Origin of the sequence: Halomonas maura (assembly GCF_030409305.1) — a bacterium.
In the GTDB taxonomy this organism is placed as follows: domain Bacteria; phylum Pseudomonadota; class Gammaproteobacteria; order Pseudomonadales; family Halomonadaceae; genus Halomonas; species Halomonas maura.
Window position 1 is genome coordinate 174,517 of sequence record NZ_JAUFPQ010000016.1, and the last position, 20,932, is coordinate 195,448.

Sequence of the window (20,932 nt, forward strand, 5' to 3'; positions counted from 1 at the left end):
GCGGCTACGAGCAGCCCCCAGCCCCCAGCTTCAGCTATCAGCTATCAGCTATCAGCTATCAGTCCAGGCCCAGTTCGAGAGTGGCCTCCTTGCGCATCTTGAACTTCTGGATCTTGCCGGTGACGGTCATCGGGAAGGCGTCGACGAACTTCACGTAGCGCGGCACCTTGTAGTGGGCGATCCTGCCCTGGCAGAAGGCCTGGAGGCCTTCCTCGTCGAGGCTCTCGCCCTCGCTCAGCTTGACCCAGGCCATGACCTCCTCGCCGTACTTCTCGTCGGGCACGCCGATCACCTGGACGTCGGAGATGGCCGGGTGGGTATACAGGAAGTCCTCGATCTCGCGGGGATAGATGTTCTCGCCACCGCGAATGATCATGTCCTTGATGCGCCCGACGATGGCCACGTAGCCTTCCTCGTCCATGGTGGCCAGGTCGCCGGTATGCATCCAGCCCGCGGCATCGATGGCCTTGGCGGTGGCCTCCTCGTTGTTCCAGTAACCGAGCATCACGCTGTAGCCGCGGGTGCACAGCTCGCCGGTCGTGCCCCGCGGGACCACGGCGCCGGTCTCCGGACTGACCAGCTTGACCTCGAGATGCGGGTGGATGGTGCCCACCGTGGTCACGCGTTTCTCCAGCGGGGCATCGGTCTGGGTCTGGAAGCTCACCGGACTGGTCTCGGTCATGCCGTAGCAGATGGTGACGTCCTGCATGTGCATCTTGTCGATGACCTTGCGCATCACCTCGATGGGGCAGATGGAGCCGGCCATGATGCCGGTGCGCAGGCTGCTCAGGTCGAAGCGCTCGACGTCGGGGTGCTCCAGTTCGGCGATGAACATGGTGGGCACGCCATACAGGGTGGTGGCACGCTCCTCGGCCACGGCCTCCAGGGTCGCCTGGGCATCGAAGCCGTCGCCGGGATAGATCATGGTGGCGCCGTGGGTGACGCAGCCCAGATTGCCCATCACCATGCCGAAGCAGTGGTAGAGCGGTACCGGGATGACCATGCGGTCGACCTCACTGAGGTTCATGGTGCGTGCCACGAAGAAGCCGTTGTTGAGGATGTTGTGGTGGGAAAGGGTGGCTCCCTTGGGAGCCCCGGTGGTCCCGGAGGTGTACTGGATGTTGATCGGCTCGTCGAACTCCAGCCCGGCCTGGAGCTCGGCCAGCCGGTCGGCAGTGACCCGGTCGGCATGCTGCAGCAGGCCCGACCAGCGGTACATGCCGGGCAGCGCCCGCGCCTCGTCGAGGCAGATCACCCGCTTGAGGTCCGGCAGGCGCGCGCTGGCGAAACCGTCCGGGGAACCGTCGTGCAGCTCGGGCGCCAGCTCGGCCAGGGTGGCCACGTAATCGGAGGCCTTGAAGGCCCCCTGCAGGATCAGCGTGGAGGTGCCGGATTGCTTGAGGGCGTATTCCAGCTCATGGGTGCGGTAGCTGGGATTGATGTTGACCAGGATGGCGCCGATCTTGGCGGTGGCGAACTGGGTGATGGTCCACTCGGCGCAGTTGGGCGACCAGATGCCGACCCGGTCGCCCTTGGCGACGCCCAGCGCGAGCAGGGCCCGGGCCGCCTGGTCGACGGCCCGCTGGAGCTGCTGCCAGCTGTAGCGCAGCCCCTGGTGGCGACTGATCAGCGCATCCCGCTCGGGGAAGCGCGCGACGGTGGCGTCGAAGCAGTCGCCGATGGTCTGGCCCTTCAGGGGCGTATCGCTGATGCCGCTGACATAGCTGATCTGACGGGTTTGGCGTGACATGGTGGCTCTCGTGTTGTTGTGGCATGAACGCTTGGGGCACCGGGAAAGGTCACGCGGCGGCCGCGACCCGGCTAGGCCTCCTGGTCCAGCTGGCGCAGTACCTCTCGGGCCCGCTGGTCCACGTCATCGATCTCCATGCGCATCAGGCGGATATCCTCGAGCTGGCGTTCGAGGTTGGCCCGCTTGTCGGCCAGAATCTCCAGCAGCCGCTTGAGCTGGCGGGCATTGCCGTCGGGCATGGCGTCATACATCATCACTACCTCGCGGATCTCGGCCAGCGAGAATCCCAGCCGCTTGCCGCGCAGGGTGAGCTTCAAGCGCACCCGGTCCTTCTCCCGATAGATGCGTTTCTGTCCCTGGCGGCTCGGGGCCAGCAGCCCCTCCTGCTCGTAGAAGCGGATGGTGCGAGGCGTGACCTCGAACATTCGCGCCAGTTCGCCGATGCTGTAGGTACGCTGCTGCCGGGGCAGGGCGTCCGTCTGGGCATCCGGGGCCTGGGGTGACGATCGACTCATGGCTTGATCCTGTAGCCGGGTGGTCCACCGGCGGTTTCCCACCTCGTCTGGAAACCCTAGACGAGGTTTACGTTAACGTAAAGTGCTTGTTCGACCATGGGGTGATATGGGATAAACCAAGCAAGTGCTAGGTTGGTGTCCAGCCGACAAACCGGGCGTTGCTTCGACGCGAGGGGCCCCGACGGGCGGGGCGCCATCACGATCCCACACTCCATTGCCGTGCGAAGAGAGGTTCCCATGGATTTTGCGCTCACCGACGATCAGAAGGCGCTGGCCGCTGCCGCGGCCGATTTCGCCCGGGCCGAGCTGGCCGAGCATGCCGCGGACTGGGACGCGCGCAGCCACTTCCCCGTGGATGTCATCCGCCGGGCCGGCGAGGCCGGCTTCCTCGGGATCTACACCCCCGAGGCGCAGGGCGGCCTGGGGCTGTCGCGCCTGGAGGCCTCGCTGATCTTCGAGCAGCTCGCCCAGGGCTGCATCGCCACCACCGCCTACCTGACCATCCACAACATGGTGACCTGGATGGTGGCCAGCTGGGGCGACGACGCCCTGCGCGAGCGCTATGTCCCGGCCATGATAGCCGGTGAGGCGCTGGGGTCCTACTGCCTGACCGAGCCGGGGGCCGGCTCGGATGCCGCCAGCCTCAAGACGCGGGCCGTGCGCGAAGGCGACGAATACGTGATATCCGGCAGCAAGATGTTCATCTCCGGTGCCGGGGCCACGGACGTGCTGGTGGTGATGGCGCGCACCGGCGCCCCCGACAGCGGCGCCGGCGGGGTCTCGGCGATCCTGGTGCCGGCCGATGCCGCGGGTGTCGAGGTCGGCAAGAAGGAAGAGAAGATGGGCTGGAAGAGCCAGCCGACCTGCCTGATCAGCTTCGATGGCGTGCGGGTGCCGGTGACCAACCGCCTGGGGGCCGAGGGCGAGGGCTTCAAGTTCGCCATGAAGGGCCTCGACGGCGGTCGCCTGAACATCGCCAGCTGTCGCTGGGGGCCGCCCAGCAGGCGTTGACCCTGTCCCGGGACTACCTGGCCGAGCGCAAGCAGTTCGGCCGCGAGCTGTCGAGCTTCCAGGCCCTGCAGTTCAAGCTCGCCGACATGGCCAGCGAGCTGACCGCCGCCCGGCTGATGGTCCGTCACGCCGCCTGGCGTCTCGACCAGGGCGACCCCGAGGCCACCGCCCACTGTGCCATGGCCAAGCGGTTTGCCACCGACATGGGCTTCACTGTCTGCAACGAGGCCCTGCAGCTGCATGGCGGCTATGGTTATATCCGCGAATACCCCCTGGAACGCCTGGTCCGCGACACCCGCGTGCATCAGATCCTCGAGGGCACCAACGAGATCATGCGGCTGATCGTCGCCCGCCGGCTGCTCGCTGGCGGCGTCATCGAATCGCTTCAGTAACCGGACACCAGGAGAGACAGTGATGTCGAACCTCACGGTTTGCTTCGACGAACTACCGACCCGCGGCGGCGGCCGGGTCGGCGTGGCCAGGCTCAATGCGCCGAAATCCCTCAATGCCCTGTCGCTGGAGATGATCCAGCGCCTCGCGGCCAAGCTCGACACCTGGGCGGTGGATCGCAGCGTGGTCGCGGTCTGGCTCGAGGGGGCGGGCGACAAGGCCTTATGTGCCGGTGGCGACGTGGTGGCGCTGTACCGTTCCCTCGCCGAGCATGACGATACCCTCGTCGCCGAGCGCGACGGCCTCTTCGCCGAGACCTACTTCACCGCCGAATATCGGCTCGATCATCGTATCCACACCTATCCCAAGCCGATCCTGGTGTGGGGCGACGGCATCGTGATGGGCGGTGGGCTCGGCCTGCTGGCCGGCGGTTTCCAGCGCCTGGTCACCGAGACCACGCGCATCGCCATGCCGGAGATCACCATCGGCCTCTACCCGGATATCGGGGCCAGCTGGTTCCTGGGCCGCATGCCGCCCGGCCTGGGGGCCTACCTGGGCCTGACCGGCGCCCAGCTCAATGCCCGGGACGCCCTGGACCTTGGCCTGGCCGATCGTTTCATTCCCCGCGACCGCCGCGACGACCTGCTCGGCGCCCTGGCCGAGGCCGACTACGGCGACCATCAGGCCCTGGCCTGTCGGCTCGCCGTGGAAGGCGTGCTCGATCGCTTCGAGGCCCGTGACCAGGCGCCCGAGGGTCAGGTCTGGCCGCTGCGCGATCACCTCCAGTCACTGGTGGGCGAGGCCGGCCCGGCCGACGCCACGGCGCGCATCCTCGCCGACGAGTGCGGCGATGCCTGGCTCGCCGCCAACCGGGCGCGCCTGGCCGCAGGCTGTCCGATGAGCGTCCACCTGGTATGGCGGATGCTCGAGCGTCATCGCCACAGCGGCCTGGCCGATGCCTTCCGCGACGAGCTCGGGCTGTCGGTGCAGTGCTGTCGGCAGGGCGACTTCACCGAGGGCGTGCGGGCGCTGCTGATCGACAAGGACAAGCAGCCGCGCTGGTCCCATGCCGATGTCGCCAGCGTGCCGGAAGCGGACATCCAGGCGCTGATGGCCTCGCCCTGGAGCGACGAGCAGCACCCCTTGCGGGACCTGGGCGTCGGTCACCGGGTCGGGTGATCGAACGGCTCTCCACAACTCACAAGACATCAAGGAGCAACGCCATGAAGATCGCATTCATCGGACTCGGCAACATGGGCGCGCCCATGGCCCGCAACCTGGTGGGGGCGGGGCATGACGTCTGCGTCTTCGACCTGGTCGAGGCCGCCATGGCGGATCTCGAGGGGCAGGGCGCGCGGCGGGGCGCGAGCGCCGAGGCCGCCTGCCGAGACGCCGAGGTGGTCATCTCCATGCTGCCCGCCGGCGTCCACGTGCGCGGCCTCTACCTGGGAGGCGACGGCCAGGGTGGGCTGCTCGATGCCCTCGGCCACCGGCCGTTGATCATCGATGCCTCGACCATTTCCCCGGACGATGCCCGGGTGGTCGGCGCCGCCGCTGCCGAGCGCGGCCTGACCTACCTGGACGCCCCGGTGTCCGGCGGGGTCGGCGGGGCCAAGGCCGGCACCCTGACCTTTATCGTCGGCGGCGACGCCCGGGGCGTCGACCAGGCCAGGCCAGTGCTCGAGGGCATGGGCAAGAACATCTTCCATGCCGGCGAGATCGGTGCCGGCCAGGTGGCCAAGATCTGCAACAACATGCTGCTCGGCATCCTGATGAGCGGCACCGCCGAGGCGCTGTCCCTGGGCGTCAAGAACGGCCTGGACCCGGCGGTGCTCTCCGAGATCATGAAGCAGAGTAGCGGCGGCAACTGGGCGCTCAACGTCTACAACCCCTGGCCCGGGGTGATGGAGGGCTCGGCGGCGTCCCGCGACTACCAGGGCGGCTTCCTTACCGACCTGATGGCCAAGGACCTGGGCCTGGCCTGGGAGCTGGCGCTCAAGGCCCGGGCCAGCGTGCCCATGGGCTCCCAGGCGCGTAACCTGTTTGCCCTGCACAGCGCCCAGGGCAGCGGCGGGCTGGACTTCTCGAGCATCCAGACCCTCTATCGGGCGGGCGAGGGGCAGTGATCCGCTGACCGCTGCCGGGGGCGCCGCGACCGCCGGGCCCTTTGGCAGGCAGCACGCAAACGGGCACCGAGTGTGCCCGTTTGCGTCACGAGAGTCCCGATGTCCGCATCCGCTTCCTCCTCCCCCACGCCGCCCACCGCGGGGCGGCGGTGATCGTGCCGCGGGTAGTCAACCGCGTGCTGCGCGCCCACGGCAATACCCGGGTCGCGGGCCTGGCGCTGGCGCTCTCCATGACCCTCTCCCCGCTGGTCAGCCAGAACGCCGGGGCCGGCCAGCACGCCCGGGTGCGCCGGGCGGTAGTCGGCTGCTTCGGCTTCGTGCTGGCCTGGCAGCTGCTGGTCTGGGCGCTGCTGCAGGGCCTGGCCCCCTGGCTGGTGGCGAGCTACACGGCGGGCGAGGCCGTGGGGGGAGGTGCTGCGTCGCTTCCTGTGGCTGGTGCCGCTCGGCCTGGGGGCCCAGGGCGTGGTGATCCTGGCCGTGTCCTCCCTCAATGCCCTGCATCGGCCGGCCCTGGCCATGCGGCTGTCCGTGATCCGGCTGTTCGTGCTCACCGTGCCCCTGGCCTGGCTGGGCGGTCACCTGGCCGGCCCCGGCGGCATCTTCGCCGGGCTGCTCGCGGCCAACCTGCTGATGGCGCTGGTGGCCTGGGAACAGCTGCGGGCGGTGCTGCGCGGCCGCTGACGCCGCCGGGCCGATCCGGGCTTGGCAATCACGCTCTTTGGGTCTACATTTGTACAAAATGTAGAAATTTAAAAGGAGTGCCGCCATGAGCCAGATCACCCCCGTCACCTGGGATGACCCCCTGCGGCTGATCGACCAGCTCGACGAGGACGAGCGGATGGTCCAGCAGACCGCCCACGACTACTGCCAGGACAAGCTGATGCCCCGGGTGCTGGAGGCCAATCGTCACGAGCGCTTCGACCGCGAGATCATGAACGAGATGGGCGAGCTGGGCCTGCTGGGGGCCACCCTCGAGGGGCACGGCTGTGCCGGCATGAACTATGTCAGCTACGGCCTGATCGCCCGGGAGGTCGAGCGGGTCGACTCGGGCTACCGTAGCGCCATGAGCGTGCAGTCGAGCCTGGTGATGTATCCCATCGATGCCTTCGGCAGCGAGGCCCAGCGCGACAAGTACCTGCCGAAGCTGGCCAGCGGCGAGTGGGTCGGGGCCTTTGGCCTCACCGAGCCCGACCACGGCTCGGACCCCGGCGGCATGTCGACCCGGGCCACCCGCACCGAGGGTGGCTGGCGGCTCAACGGTACCAAGACCTGGATCACCAACTCGCCCATCGCCGATGTGTTCGTGGTCTGGGCGCGCGACGAGGACGGCGTGATCCGCGGCTTCCTGCTGGAGAAGGGCATGGCCGGCCTGTCCGCCCCCAAGATCGAGGGCAAGTTCAGCCTGCGCGCCTCGGTCACCGGCCAGATCGCCCTGCAGGACGTGGAGGTCTCCGACGACCAGCGCCTGCCCGGCGTCAGCGGCCTCAAGGGGCCCTTCTCCTGCCTCAACCGGGCCCGCTACGGGATCGCCTGGGGCAGCATGGGGGCGGCGGAGGCCTGCTGGCATGCCGCCCGCCAGTACACCCTCGACCGCCGGCAGTTCGGTCGCCCCCTGGCCGCCAACCAGCTGATCCAGAAGAAGCTCGCCGACATGCAGACCGAGGTCACCCTGGGGCTGCAGGCGGCGCTGCGGGTGGGGCGCATGATCGACGCGGGCCAGCTGGTGCCGGAGGCGATCTCGCTGATCAAGCGCAACAACTGCGGCAAGGCCCTGGATATCGCCCGCCAGGCTCGGGACATGCACGGCGGCAACGGCATCAGCGACGAGTACCACGTGATCCGCCACGTGATGAACCTCGAGGCGGTCAACACCTACGAGGGCACCCACGACGTCCACGCGCTGATCCTGGGGCGGGCCCAGACCGGCCTGCAGGCTTTCACCTGCTGAATTGCCTCATCGGAACTGCAGAGACATTTCTAACGAGGGGCGCTGGGGACAAGCCGAAGAGGAGGCCTACGCCATGGGTGAGGAGGATTCCTCCGAACGGGCTGGCCAGGGATGGCCAGCACCGGACCGGCAAGCGCAGCGGGACGCGAGAGCGCCGCAGGGCGTCGGTAGCGTACAGGGAGGTATCCACAGCGCCTCGTCGATGGTCCGACACTTCGGGGCTTGTCGCCGAATCAGCCCCGAGTGAGCGAGGAGTCAAGATGAGTGGACCACTGGACGGCGTGGTGGTGCTGGACATGTCGCGGGTACTGGCCGGCCCCTGGGCCGGCCAGCTGCTGGCGGACCTGGGCGCCCGGGTGATCAAGATCGAGCACCCCGAGCGCGGCGACGACACCCGGGGCTGGGGGCCGCCCTGGCTGGAGGGCGCGGGCGATGCCGAACGCCAGGCGGCCTACTACCTCTGCGCCAACCGCGGCAAGCAGTCGCTGGGCGTGGATATCGCCACCCCGGACGGCCAGGCGCTGGTCCGCGAACTGGCCGCCGGGGCCGACGTGCTGCTCGAGAACTTCAAGGTCGGCGGCCTGGCCCGCTACGGCCTCGACCCGGCCCGCCTGCGCGAGCGCAACCCGCGACTGATCGCCTGTTCCATCACCGGCTTCGGCCAGGACGGCCCCTACGCCCACCGCGCCGGCTATGACTTCATGATCCAGGCCATGGGAGGGCTGATGAGCCTGACCGGCGAGCCGGACGGCATGCCCATGAAGACCGGCGTGGCGATCACCGACGTGATGACCGGGCTGTATGCCGCCATCGGGGTGCTGGCCGCGCTCCATGAGCGCCGCCGGACCGGCCAGGGGCGCCATATCGACGTGGCGCTGCTCGACGTCCAGCTGGCCACCCTGGCCAACCAGGCGCTTAATGCCCTGGTCTCCGGGCAGGATCCCCGGCGCCATGGCAATGCCCACCCCAACATCGTGCCCTATCAGGCCTTCGCCTGTGCCGACGGCCATCTGGTGCTGACGGTGGGCAACGATGCCCAGTTCGCGCGACTCGCGGACCTGCTCGGTCACCCCGACTGGGCCGAGGACCCGGCCTATGCCACCAACGCCGCCCGGGTCGGCAACCGCGAGGTGCTGGTGCCGAGGATCGCCGAGGCCTTGCTGGCCCGGGGCCGGGACGCCTGGCTCGCCGAGCTCGAGGCGAGGGGCATTCCCGCCGGCCCCATCAACACCCTCACCGAGGTCTTCGCCGACCCCCAGGTGCGCCACCGCGGCCTGTGTCGGGAAGTGACGGACGGGGAGCGGCGGATCCCCCAGGTGGCCAACCCCCTGCGCTTCGACGGCGCGAGCGCGACCAGCGAGGCGCCGCCCCCCGAGCTGGGCCAGGACAGCGATGCCGTGCTGGCCGAGCTCGGGCTGTCCGCCGAGCAGATCGCGCGCCTGCGGCGCCAGGGCATCGTGCGCTAGCGGGGGGAGAAGCGCCGGTTGATGCCGGTCTCGGCGATCATCCGGGTGGAGATCTCCTCCACCGAGAAGCGCGTGGTATCGATGAAGGGGATATGCATGCGCCGATACAGGGCCTCGGCCTGCTGGACCTCCTGCACGCACTGGTCGATGGAACTGTAGCGGCTGTTGGGGCGGCGCTCGTGGCGGATCGCCGCCAGCCGTCGCGGGTCGATGGTCAGGCCGAACAGCTTTTGGCGGTGTGGTTCCAGCGCCTTGGGCAGCTTGAGGTTGCCGTCCTCGTCCTGGTCGTCCTCGGTGAGCGGATAGTTGGCGGCACGAATGCCGAACTGCAGCGCCAGGTAGAGCGAGGAGGGCGTCTTGCCGCAGCGCGACACCCCCACCAGGATGAGGTCGGCCTGGCTGTACTGGTGGGTGCGGGCCCCGTCGTCGTTGTCCAGGGCGAAATGCACCGAGTGGATACGGTCCATGTAGACGTCATCGCTGCCGATGGCGTGGGTGCGACCCACACTGTAGGAGGAGTGGGTGGCCAGCTCCTGCTCCAGGGGCTTGAGGAAGGTGGAGAAGATGTCCACCTTGAAGCCCGGCGCATCGCGGATCACGTCGCGCACGTCCTGGTCGACGATGGTGTCGATGATGATCGGCGTCTCGCCATCCTTGACCGCCGCGCCCTCGATGATCTCGACCAGCCCCCGGGCCTTCTCGATGCTGTCGATATAGGGCTTGGTGAGCATGCGGATCTCGACGTTCTCGAACTGGGCCAGCAGGCTGCGGCCCAGGCTCTCGGCGGTGATGCCGGTGCCGTCGGAGATGAAGAAGGCGGTACGGGGCATGGCGGGGGGCGCTCAGGCAGTGGGAAGGCCTCCATTGTCGAGCCTGATCGACCCTGGCACAAGCCGTGGCACAGGGGCTGACTACAGGAATCGCCCCATCCGGGCCGATGTTGTAAAAAACCTCCAGTGACTTCGATGTTAGACCAATGGCGAATATGGATCGCCGCTGGTAGAGTCGCCAGCATCCAGTCATGACGGCGCGCCAAGGGTTCCCGGCGACGCCACCCAAGGGGGTCTCACGTGGACAATTACATTCTGTGGTTCGATCAGTTGGGCATGGACGATGTCGAGCGGGTGGGGGGCAAGAATGCCTCCCTCGGCGAGATGATCTCCAATCTCGCCGGTGCCGGCGTCACCGTTCCCGGTGGCTTCGCCACCACGGCGGATGCCTACCGCGAATTCCTGTCCCACGAGGGGCTCAACGACCGCATCAACCAGGCGCTCGCCACCCTGGACGTGGATGACGTCGCCGAGCTGTCCCGGGTCGGTGCCCAGATCCGCCAGTGGGTGATCGATACCCCGCTGCCCCCGGCCTTCGAGCAGGCCCTGCGCGACAGCTACGAGCAGCTGCTGGCCCGGCACCCCAACCTCAAGGTGGCGGTGCGCAGCTCGGCCACCGCCGAGGACCTGCCGGACGCCTCCTTCGCCGGCCAGCAGGAGACCTTCCTCAACATCGAGGGCTTCGACAACATCAAGCGCGCCGTCCACGAGGTGTTCGCCTCGCTGTTCAACGACCGGGCGATCTCCTATCGGGTGCATCGCGGCTACGCCCACGAGAACGTGGCGCTGTCCGCCGGCGTGCAGAAGATGGTGCGCTCCGAGACCGGCTCCGCCGGCGTGATGTTCACCCTGGATACCGAGTCCGGCTACCGCGATGCGGTCTTCGTCACCGCCTCCTGGGGCCTGGGCGAGACGGTGGTGCAGGGCGCGGTGAATCCCGACGAGTTCTACGTCCACAAGCCGACCCTGGCCGCCGGCCGCCCGGCGGTGCTGCGCCGCAACCTGGGTTCCAAGCTGATCAAGATGATCTACACCGATGATGCCAGCGCCGGCAAGTCGGTGGAGACCGTCGACGTGCCGCTGGCCGACCGCGCCCGCTTCTGCATCGACGATGAGCAGGTCATGGCCCTGGCCCGCCAGGCGATGACCATCGAGGAGCACTATGGCCGGCCCATGGACATCGAGTGGGCGCTGGACGGCGACGACGGCAGCCTCTACATCGTCCAGGCGCGTCCCGAGACGGTGGTCTCCCAGCAGGAGGGCGGCAAGCTCGAGCGCTTCCAGCTCAAGGAGAAGGGGCGCACCCTGGTCACCGGCCGCGCCATCGGTCAGCGCATCGGCCGCGGCACCGTCAAGGTCGTGTTCTCGCCGGACGACATGGACAAGGTCCATGCCGGCGATGTGCTGGTCACCGACATGACCGACCCGGACTGGGAGCCGATCATGAAGCGAGCCTCGGCGATCGTCACCAACCGCGGCGGTCGCACCTGCCACGCGGCGATCATCGCCCGCGAGCTGGGCATCCCGGCGGTGGTTGGCTGTGGTGACGCCACCGAAGCCCTGGCCGACGGCCGCGACGTCACCGTGTCCTGCGCCGAGGGCGACACCGGCCATGTCTACGACGGCCTGCTCGAGTTCGATCGCAACGTCACCAGCGTCGATGCCATGCCCGAGATCCCGTTCAAGATCATGATGAACGTGGGCAACCCGGACCGCGCCTTCGGCTTCGCCGGCCTGCCCAACGCCGGTGTCGGCCTGGCCCGCCTGGAGTTCATCATCAACCGCATGATCGGCGTGCATCCCAAGGCGCTGCTCGAGTACGACACCCTGCCGGCCGACCTGCAGCAGACCATCGACCTGCGCACCGCGGGCTATACCGACCCGGTCAGCTTCTATGTCGACAAGCTGGTGGAAGGGATCTCCACCCTGGCGGCCTCCTTCTATCCGCAGCGGGTCATCGTGCGCCTCTCGGACTTCAAGTCCAACGAGTACGAGAACCTGATCGGCGGCAAGCTCTACGAGCCCGGCGAAGAGAACCCCATGCTCGGCTTCCGGGGGGCCTCGCGCTACATCTCCGACGCCTTCCGCCCCTGCTTCGAGCTCGAGTGCCGGGCGCTGAAGCGCGTCCGCGACGAGATGGGGCTGAACAACGTCGAGATCATGGTGCCCTTCGTGCGCACCACCGACGAGGCCCGCGAGGTGGTCGAGCTGCTCGCGGCCAACGGCCTGGAACGGGGGCAGGACGGCCTGAAGGTCATCATGATGTGCGAGCTGCCGGCCAATGCCCTGCTGGCCGACGAGTTCCTCGAGTACTTCGATGGCTTCTCTATCGGCTCCAACGACCTCACCCAGCTGACCCTGGGGCTCGACCGGGACTCCGGCATCGTCGCGCACCTCTTCGAGGAGCGGAATCCGGCGGTCAAGAAGCTGCTGTCCATGGCCATCCAGGCCTGCAAGGCCCAGGGCAAGTACGTGGGCATCTGCGGCCAGGGGCCGTCCGACCACCCCGATCTCGCCAAGTGGCTGATGGAGCAGGGCATCGACTCGGTATCCCTGAATCCCGATGCGGTGCTCGAGACCTGGTTCATGCTGGCCGGTGAAAAGCTGGGCTGAGCCGGCCTCGCTGCCACCCTCCTGACCGCGACACCCGGGCCCTGCCCGGGTGTCGTCGTCTGGCGCCCGGGATCGCCCGGCGCCACGCCATCCTGCGTCGATCGCGGTGACCATGACCCGGCTCAGGCGGGTCGCGGTGCCATCCTCCATACTGGACGTATCGGCACAGGAGACAGGCCATGGTGGACCCCTTGACGGTGGAGGCGGTGTTCCGGCGCTGCCCGAGCGAGAGTTTCGACTTCGCGCTGACCAGCGACCTCGACCCCCTGGACCTGATCGGGGGCCAGGATCGCGCCCGGCAGGCGCTGATCCTGGGCACGGGCGTCCGGCATCAGGGCTTCAACCTCTACGTGCTGGGCCCGGCCGGACACGGCCTGCGTCGCCTTGTCACGCGCTTCCTCGAGGCCCGCGCCGCCGAGGCCTCGGTGCCGCCGGACCTGTGCTACCTCAACAATTTCGACGATCCCGCCAGCCCCGTGCTGCTATGTCTGCCGCCTGGCCTGGGGCGGCAATTGCGCGGCGATATCGAGCGGCTGATCGAGGAACTGGGAAGTGCCATCCCGGCGCTGTTCGAGAGCGACGAGTACCAGAATCGCCTCCATGAGCTGAAGCAGGCGATGGGGGAGCGGCAGCGGGATGCCGTGGAGTCGGTGCGCCGCGAGGCCAGGGAGCACGCCATCCTGCTGCTCTCGACACCCAGCGGCTTCACCTTCGCCCCCGCCGACGAGAACGGCGAGATGATGTCGCCGGATGCCTACCAGGCCCTGGAGCAGGAGGAACGCGAGCGCATCGAACGCACCGTGGAGATGCTGCAGGAGAAGCTGACCAAGGCGATCCGCCAGATGCCCAAGCTGGCCAAGTCTCTGCGCGAGCAGGTCAATGCCCTCAACGAGGAGATGCTGCAGTCCGCCATCGGCGCCCCCCTGGGCGAGCTGGAGGAACGCTACGCGGATCATGATGGCGTGCTGGCCCATCTGACGGGCATCCGCCGCTCGATCCTCCAGCATGTCGATGCCTTCCATGCCGACCACCCCGAAGTGCCGCCCGAGGCGGTGTTCAGCCGGTTGGGCATCAACCTGCTGGTGGACCACGGCGATACCGAGGGCGCACCGGTGGTCTTTCAGGACCTGCCCAGCCATCAGCACCTGGTGGGGCGGATCGAGCATCAGGTGCACAACGGCACCCTGCTCACCGACTACCGCCTGATCCGTGCCGGGGCCCTGCATCGCGCCAACGGCGGTTACCTGGTGCTGGAGGTGCGCGGCCTGCTGACCCAGCCCGGGGCCTGGGAGACCCTCAAGCGGGTGCTGGACGCCGAACAGATCCGCACCGAGTCCCTCGAACAGGCCTATGGGCTGATCAGCACCCTGACCCTCGAGCCCGAACCGGTGCCGCTGGATATCAAGGTCGTCCTGCTGGGCGATCGCCTGCTCTACTACCTGCTCTGCGAGCATGACCCGGACTTCCTGGAGCTGTTCAAGGTCCAGGCCGACCTGGACGACGCCTTCGACCGCGACACCGGCAAGCTCGATCTCTATGCGCGCATGGTGGCCATGCTCGTCCAGGAGGAACGCCTGCGCCCCCTGGATCCGGAAGGCGTGGCCGCGGTGATCGAGCGGGCCGGCCGCCTGGCCGGTGACCAGCGCAAACTCACCGCCCACCATCGCGACCTGCACGACCTGCTGGTGGAGGCCGACCACTGGGCCGAGATCGCGGGTCGGGACGTGATCGGTCGCGACGCCGTGGAACGCGCCGTGACCGAGCAGCGCCACAGGGCCGGCCGGATCCGCGAGCGTGGCCAGGAGGCGATCATCCGCGGCAGCCTGCTGATCGACACCCAGGGAACCCGGGTCGGCCAGGTCAACGGCCTGACGGTGATGCAGCGGACGAATCTCGGCTTCGGGCAGCCGATCCGCATCACCGCCACCGCCCGCCCCGGCAATGGCCAGGTGGTGGACATCGAGCGCGAGGCCAAGATGGGCGGGCCCATCCATTCCAAGGCGGTGATGATCCTGTCGCGTTACCTCGCCAATCGCTATGCCGGCGACGAGCCGCTGTCGCTGTCCGCGAGCCTGGCCTTCGAGCAGTCCTACGGCGGGGTGGAAGGGGACAGCGCCTCGGTGGCCGAGGCCTGTGCGCTGGTCTCCGCCATCGCCCGGATACCGCTCGATCAGGCCTTCGCCGTGACCGGGTCCATCAACCAGCATGGCGAGGTCCAGGCGGTGGGCGGCGTCAACGAGAAGGTCGAGGGCTTCTTCGAGCTCTGCCAGGCCCGCGGCGCGCTGGCGGGGCAGGCGGTGATCCTGCCGGCCGCCAACGTCGAGCACCTGATGCTGAACGGCGAGGTGCGCGAGGCCGTGGCGTCGGGCGCATTCCGGCTCTACGCCGTCCGCCATGTCGACGAGGCGCTGGAGCTGCTGACCGAGGCCGCAGAGAAGAACCGCTCGCTGGATGACCGGGTCGCCGAGCGCCTGAGGGCGTTCCGCGAGGCCGTCCGGCGCAGCCGTTCGCGCCCCGCCACGCCCGGCGATGGCGGTAACGGCAATAGCGGCGACCGACAACAGGGAGACGCCGATGGTCGAGCATGAGGGACGTCAGGCCGGCGCGGAAGGCGACATCGCCATGGCCGTGGTGCGGGTGCTCGCCCTGCTCGATGCTTCCCGACACAGCCTGGCGGCGTTGTCCGTCGCCGTGCGTCTCGCCGAGCGACAGGGAGCCGAGCTGGTCGCGGTCTACGTCGAGGACCAGGACCTGTTGCACAGCGTCGCCTTTCCCTTCGCCCGGGAAGTGGGGGGCCATTCCGGACAGGTGCGTCGCCTCACCGCCCCCCAGCTAGAGGCGAGCCTGGCACGCCAGGCGGAGCGGGTCAGCCAGGCGCTGGAACTCGCCGTGGCCGGTAGGCGGCTCCGGCATTCGCTGCAGATCAGCCGAGGCCGGGTGATTCCCGAGGCGTTGTCCCTCGCCACTCCCGGGGACATCATGCTGCTCGGCAAGGCCGGACCGGCCGCTCGCTTCGGCGCGCGACTGGGCACCACCAGCCTGGGGCTGATCCTCTCCGCCCCCTGTCCGGTGGTTGTCTGGGACGAGGAGGGGGGACCGGCGGCGCCGGGCCCGCTACGGGTGCTGGTGGATCCGGCCTCTGGCGACGCACCCTCGGTCCCTTCGCCGTTGTCGACGCTCTTCGACGGCACGGAGCCGATTCCCCGCCGCGACGCGGCCACGCTGATGCGCCGGCTGGCGGTGTGCCGCGGCGGTGCGCTGCTGCTGCATCGTGACGAGCTTCGCGGCTTGCTCGCCGAGGATCCCGACTGGCTGTCCCGTCTGGCCATGCCGGTCGTCGTGGTGCCCTGAGCCGGCGACTTTTGGCATCATGTCGGCCTCCATGCCTGCTAGGACTGCTTCCATGACGTATTTCCTGGTGATGGGCGGCCTGGCGCTGTCGGTCTCCTTCACCCTGGGCTGGGGGCTGTGGCGGACCGGTCGCTGGCTGTTCGGTCGCCTGGGCCGCCGGCGGGCCGCGCCGTCGCGCTCCGCCGCCAAGCCCCGGCGGGGCGGCAATGCCACTCGCGCCGCGCGCCGGCCGACCCCGTCACGCCCCTGGCGTCTCACCCGCGCCCTGGCGCCGCTGGGCTCGGCGCTGCCCCTGGGCCTGGTGACCCTGCTGCTGTATGGCGGCTGCCGGCTGGCGGCCCATGGCATGACCGCCCGCGACCACACGGCGCCCGGCGCCTTCCACCGGCTGGTCGAGGGCCTCGGCTGGACCGCCGCCGGCCTGATCGGGCTGTCACTGCTGGGCCTGGTGGCGGCCTGGCGATGTCGGCGTTGAGCCGGCATCGCCTATGCTGGGGGGAACTCGATCGGGTTCGTCACGGGAGCCGAGACCATGGACAGACACCCTCCGCCATTCGGCCGACGCCTGGGGCTGGCGGCCCTGGGCGTCCTGCTGGTGCTGGTGCCACCGCCGGGCGAGGCCGAGTCGTCGTTCCAGTACCAGCGCCCCGACGCCCTTCCCGACCCGGCCGCCGACGAGGGTGCCCCGCCCGGCGTGACCGCCGAGTCCTTCGCCATCGTCACCCCGCACCCGCTGGCCACCGATGCCGGCCACCAGGTCCTCGCGGCCGGTGGCGCGGCCATCGATGCCGCCGTCGCCGCGCAGTTGGTGTTGACCCTGGTGCAGCCCCAGTCGACGGGCATCGGCGGGGGCGGCTTCCTGATGCTCTATGACGGGGAGCAGGTGCGGGCCTTCGACGGTCGGGAGAGCGCTCCCTCGGGCGTGGAGGAGACGTTGTTCATGGACGGGGAGGGCGAGCCGCTGGCCTTTCCCGTGGCCGCCTCCAGCGGCCGTGCCGTCGGCGTGCCGGGCATGCTGAGAATGCTGGAGGTGGCCCACGACGCCCATGGTCGCCTGGCCTGGGCGAGCCTCGTCGCGCCGGCCATCACGCTGGCCGCGCAGGGGGTTCCGGTAAGCCACCGCTTGAACCACGAACTGGTGGCGGCCGCCGAGCTCGCCGACGACGGTGCGGTGGCCGCCCTCTACTTCACCGACGACGGCGAGCCCCTGGCGGCCGGGGACACGCTGACCAACCCCGCCCTGGCGGCGATCCTCGAGCTGGTTGCCGAACAGGGCAGTTCGGCGCTGTATACCGGTGCGGTCGCCGAGGACCTGGTGGCCCGGGTCCAGGGGCATCCTGAGTTGCCCGGCGCGCTGAGCCTCGAGGACCTCGCCACCTATGTCGCCAAGCAGCGCGAGCCGCTCTGTGTCCCCTGGCGGCGCTGGCGTGTCTGCGGCTTCCCCCCGCCGTCCTCCGGTCATCTCTCCGTCATGCAGGTCCTCGGCACGCTCGCCCAGCTATCTCCGCTGGAGGCGCCGCTGGAGAAGGAGCGGCCCACGGCAGCCTGGCTGCACCGCTTCGTCGAGGCCTCGCGACTGGCCCTCGCCGACCGCAACCGCTACATCGCCGACCCGGGCTTCGTCGATCCGCCGGCCGGCGACTGGTCGACGCTGCTGGCCGACGATTACCTGGCTCATCGCGCCGGCCTCATCGGCGAGCAGCGCATGGGCGATGACCGGGCGCTGGCGGGCAATCCGGGCCCGCTGAAGAGTGCCCGGGCGATGCAGCCCGTCCAGCCGGAGCGTGGCACGAGCCACGTCAGCGTCATCGATGGCGACGGGCAGGCCGTGGCCATGACCACCTCCCTCGGACAGGCGTTCGGGGCCCGGCTGCTGGCAGACGGGGGCACCGGCAAGGCCGGGGGCTACCTGCTCAACAGCGGGCTGGCGGATTTCGCCTTTCGGCCGGCGGATGACCAGGGCACCCCGTTCGCCAATCGGGTCGCCGCCGGCAAGCGACCGCGCTCGAGCATGAGCCCGACCCTGGTCCTCGACCGGGAAAGCGGTGACCTGGTGGCGAGCCTGGGGGCCGCCGGCGGCGACGCCATCGTCCACTACCTCGCGAAGACCCTGGTGGCCCTGCTGGACTGGCGGCTCGACCCGGCCACGGCCATCGGCCTGCCGCATGTGGTCACCCGTGACGGGGTGGTCAGCCTCGAGGCGGACGGCTACCCCCAGGCGGTCCACGCGGCCCTCGCCGAGCGTGGGCATGACGTCGAGGCCGGTGCGCTGCCCAGCGGCCTGCAGGTCCTGCGACGCACCGACGATGGCCTGGTCGGGGCCAGCGACCCGCGAGGGGACGGCACCGCGAGTGGTGACTGACCTGGCCGTCATCCCCGCAGCCAGTTGCGCAGCTTGACCAGCATCAGGGCGCCATCGCCGAGGCGGTGGCGTTCGGTGATCAGCGCCGCCAGCCGGTCCGGCCGGTCGGTGATGATGCCGTCCACGCCGAGGTCGATCAGCCGCGACATGCGCGTCGGGTCGTTGATGGTCCAGGCGTGGAGTCGGTAGCCATAGTGGTGGGCGCGGCGGACCTCGTCCGCGTCGATCCGGTTGTGGCGCAGGGCCAGGGCATCGAAGCCCCGGCGCGGCAGGGTGCCGCGCATCACCAGCTGGGCCAGCAGGATGGTCCGGGCGCGGGGGGCCTGGCGCTCGATCTCGGCGAGCAGCGGGTAGGCCTGGGTCGCCAGCGCCACCTGCGTCAGCACATCGGGCTCGCCGCAGGCGGCGCGCTGGATGCCGTCGGGCGCTCGCTCGCGGCAGGCCAGGCGGGCCGCACGTTCCTCGGCCAGGACGTCGAGCACCCGTCGCACCAGGGTCGCGCCGTCCCCCGACGAGGGCTTGAGCTCGATCATCAGCCCGGCGCGACCGCGTACCCGCACCAGCGCCTCGTCGAGGCCGGGAATCCGGGTCCCCACGAAGGGCGCGCCGAACCAGCGGCCCACGTCCACCTCGGCGAGGCGGGCACGCTCGAGGTCGGCGATGCGCCGCGCATCGCCGCCGAGCCGTGCCAGGCTGCTGTCGTGATGGAGGACCACCTGCGCGTCGGCGGTCAGGCGGGCATCGACCTCGATGAGATCGGCACCGTCGACGATGGCCTGGTCGATGGCCGCCAGGGTATTCTCCGGGGCCTTCAGCGAACTCCCGCGATGGGCGATGATCGCCACCTCCTCGCGCAGTTCGAAGCGATTGACGATCAACCAGGCCTGGCCGATCGCGAACAGCACCACCGCCAGCTCCACGGCCCAGGCCAGCCGGCCCGGATGGGCGTCGGGGGGTGGCGCCGGCGGCCTGGGCTCGCGATGGGCCAGGCGCAGGTAGAGGCAGGCCCCCATCAGGGCGTTGGCCGCGATGCCGAGGAAGGTGATGGCCAGCGTGACCAGCACGTAGAGTCCCACGTAGCCGAGCATGGCGGGGACCAGTACCGCCTGGCGGTCGGGCAGGTTGCCGAGCAGGGGCGTGAAGAGGGCATCGAAGGCGGCGCTCGCCGCGAGCGGCAGGGCGAGGATCACCGCCAGCAGCACCAGGATCGACAGGGCGATGTCGTGCCCGCGGCCGCGGGTCAGGGCGACGCTGCGGGCCAGGGCGCGACGCGGAGACGCCTCCTCGAGGATCAGCACCGGCAGGGCCAGGTGCCAGCGGGTGTAGAGGGTGGCGGCCGCTACCGCCCAGAGCAGCACCAGTGGCAGGGCGGCGGCCAGGAAGCCCCAGAACGCCGGCGGGCGCACCTGCTGGACGTAGTAGGGGTCCAGGTGACCCAGGATGAGGCCGTGCAGGCCCACCAGGGCCAGCACCAGCGGCAGCGACAGCAGCAGCTGGCTGCCGACCTGCAGGACGACCAGGCCGCACAGTGCCGGCAGCCGCCTCAGACAGCCCCAGAGGGCCTCGAAGGCCAGGCGGACGTGATGGTCCCGCGGGCGCACCGCGACCAGGGTCATGCCGGCCTGCTGCAGGTAGAGCAGCAGGAAGATGACCCCCAGGGCGGCCAGCAGCCACGCCTGGCCGCCGGGGGTCAGCAGGATCTCGAGCAGGGCCCCCGGGGAGAGCAGCGGCCGCCCGAAGTGCCCGAGCAGATGGGCCAGGGCCCAGCCCGCCGCCGGCAGCAGCAGGCTGGAGGCCAGCAGCGTGAAGAACAGGTGATAGGCGACGAGCGGGCGCAGGTGCTCGCGCAGGCTGCGCAGCACATCGCCGGTCAGTCGTGGCAGGGCCAGCATGAACACCGCCGAGACGAGGTCATGCCCTCAGGGTGGCACCGACCGGGGCGCCTGGGCAATGCCTCGGACGCTCACGGCAGCGTCAGGCGCTCGTCGGCCACCAGGATGCCGTTGTTGTCGGCATAGAGCCACTGGCCGGGGGTGATCGTCACCCCGGCGAAGCCGACCGGGAGATCCCGCTGGCCCTCGCCGCGCTTCTCGCTCTTGCGCGGATGGGCGGCCAGGGCCTGGATGCCGAGCTCGGTCTCGGCCAGGATGTCCACGTCGCGCACGCAACCGTACAGGATCACGCCCGCCCAGCCGTTGCCGGCGGCCTGCTCGGCCAGCATGTCGCCGAGCATCGCGCAGCGGGTCGAGCCGCCGGCATCGACGACCAGCACGGCCCCGTCGCCGGGCTCGTCGACGGCCTGCTTGACCAGGGAGTTGTCCTCGAAGCACTTCACGGTGCGCACCGGCCCGCAGAAGGCCTCCACGCCACCGAAGTTGACGAACAGCGGCTCGAGGACCGCGACCTCCGGATAGGCGTCGCAGATATCGGGAGTCACGATGGGGGACATGGCAGCGTCCTCGTCTCGGAATGAGGCCTCGATGATGCCATAGCGGCCGGCGAAGGCCATCCCTCCTTGGTGGTGCCCGGTCGGGCCGGCATAAAAAAAGCGCCCCGGACGGGGCGCTTCG

Annotated in this window: 15 protein-coding genes and 1 pseudogene; 11 read left to right on the plus strand and 5 right to left on the minus strand. The window is 69.6% G+C overall.

The annotated features are described in order from the left end of the window. Positions 1-58 precede the first annotated feature (58 nt). Positions 59-1,750, minus strand: a complete 1,692-nt coding sequence (locus QWY76_RS09990; protein ID WP_290311034.1) for an AMP-binding protein — start codon at positions 1,748-1,750, stop codon at positions 59-61. A gap of 71 nt (positions 1,751-1,821) precedes the next feature. Continuing rightward, a complete protein-coding gene (locus QWY76_RS09995; protein WP_290311035.1) occupies positions 1,822-2,265 on the minus strand; it encodes a MerR family transcriptional regulator in 444 nt (147 codons plus the stop codon). A gap of 237 nt (positions 2,266-2,502) precedes the next feature. Here QWY76_RS09995 and QWY76_RS10000 point away from each other — a divergent pair. From QWY76_RS10000 to QWY76_RS10025, 6 genes and pseudogenes are all read left to right on the plus strand, one after another. After that, positions 2,503-3,668 (plus strand): annotated as a pseudogene (locus tag QWY76_RS10000) (acyl-CoA dehydrogenase family protein). 22 nt (positions 3,669-3,690) lie between these two features. Then, complete coding sequence (locus QWY76_RS10005) at positions 3,691-4,845, plus strand: enoyl-CoA hydratase/isomerase family protein (RefSeq protein ID WP_290311036.1); 1,155 nt, start codon at positions 3,691-3,693, stop codon at positions 4,843-4,845. 44 nt (positions 4,846-4,889) lie between these two features. Beyond that, a complete protein-coding gene (gene mmsB, locus QWY76_RS10010; protein ID WP_290311037.1) occupies positions 4,890-5,792 on the plus strand; it encodes a 3-hydroxyisobutyrate dehydrogenase in 903 nt (300 codons plus the stop codon). A gap of 411 nt (positions 5,793-6,203) precedes the next feature. Beyond that, a complete protein-coding gene (locus QWY76_RS10015) occupies positions 6,204-6,473 on the plus strand; it encodes a hypothetical protein (RefSeq protein WP_290311038.1) in 270 nt (89 codons plus the stop codon). A gap of 85 nt (positions 6,474-6,558) precedes the next feature. Beyond that, a complete protein-coding gene (locus QWY76_RS10020) occupies positions 6,559-7,740 on the plus strand; it encodes an acyl-CoA dehydrogenase (protein ID WP_290311039.1) in 1,182 nt (393 codons plus the stop codon). Positions 7,741-8,000: 260 nt separating this feature from the next. Beyond that, positions 8,001-9,206: a CaiB/BaiF CoA transferase family protein gene (locus tag QWY76_RS10025; protein ID WP_290311040.1), complete on the plus strand. Its 1,206-nt coding sequence runs from the start codon at positions 8,001-8,003 to the stop codon at positions 9,204-9,206. On the opposite strand, the gene ppsR is transcribed toward QWY76_RS10025, so the two are convergent. Next, complete coding sequence (gene ppsR / locus QWY76_RS10030) at positions 9,203-10,036, minus strand: posphoenolpyruvate synthetase regulatory kinase/phosphorylase PpsR (RefSeq protein ID WP_290311041.1); 834 nt, start codon at positions 10,034-10,036, stop codon at positions 9,203-9,205. The genes QWY76_RS10025 and ppsR overlap by 4 nt on opposite strands. A gap of 240 nt (positions 10,037-10,276) precedes the next feature. On the opposite strand from ppsR, the gene ppsA reads away from it, so the two are divergent. From ppsA to QWY76_RS10055, 5 genes are all read left to right on the plus strand, one after another. Next, on the plus strand, positions 10,277-12,649 hold the full coding sequence (gene ppsA / locus QWY76_RS10035) for a phosphoenolpyruvate synthase (protein ID WP_290311042.1): 2,373 nt from the start codon (positions 10,277-10,279) through the stop codon (positions 12,647-12,649). A 179-nt stretch (positions 12,650-12,828) separates the two neighbouring features. After that, on the plus strand, positions 12,829-15,237 hold the full coding sequence (locus QWY76_RS10040; protein ID WP_290311043.1) for a Lon protease family protein: 2,409 nt from the start codon (positions 12,829-12,831) through the stop codon (positions 15,235-15,237). Then, positions 15,224-16,000 (plus strand): universal stress protein, encoded by a 777-nt coding sequence (locus QWY76_RS10045; RefSeq protein ID WP_290311044.1) that lies wholly within the window; start codon positions 15,224-15,226, stop codon positions 15,998-16,000. Before QWY76_RS10040 ends, QWY76_RS10045 begins: the two co-directional genes overlap by 14 nt. A gap of 52 nt (positions 16,001-16,052) precedes the next feature. Then, a complete protein-coding gene (locus QWY76_RS10050; protein ID WP_290311045.1) occupies positions 16,053-16,475 on the plus strand; it encodes a hypothetical protein in 423 nt (140 codons plus the stop codon). A 57-nt stretch (positions 16,476-16,532) separates the two neighbouring features. Next, complete coding sequence (locus QWY76_RS10055; protein WP_290311046.1) at positions 16,533-18,362, plus strand: gamma-glutamyltransferase family protein; 1,830 nt, start codon at positions 16,533-16,535, stop codon at positions 18,360-18,362. Between the two features lie 8 nt (positions 18,363-18,370). On the opposite strand, the gene QWY76_RS10060 is transcribed toward QWY76_RS10055, so the two are convergent. Continuing rightward, the gene (locus QWY76_RS10060) at positions 18,371-20,254 is read right to left on the minus strand and encodes a glycerophosphodiester phosphodiesterase (RefSeq protein WP_290311047.1); all 1,884 of its coding nucleotides are present in this window, start codon (positions 20,252-20,254) and stop codon (positions 18,371-18,373) included. Positions 20,255-20,325: 71 nt separating this feature from the next. After that, entirely contained in the window at positions 20,326-20,811 is a 486-nt protein-coding gene (gene rraA / locus QWY76_RS10065) for a ribonuclease E activity regulator RraA (RefSeq protein WP_290311048.1), read from the minus strand. Between the last annotated feature and the right edge of the window lie 121 nt (positions 20,812-20,932).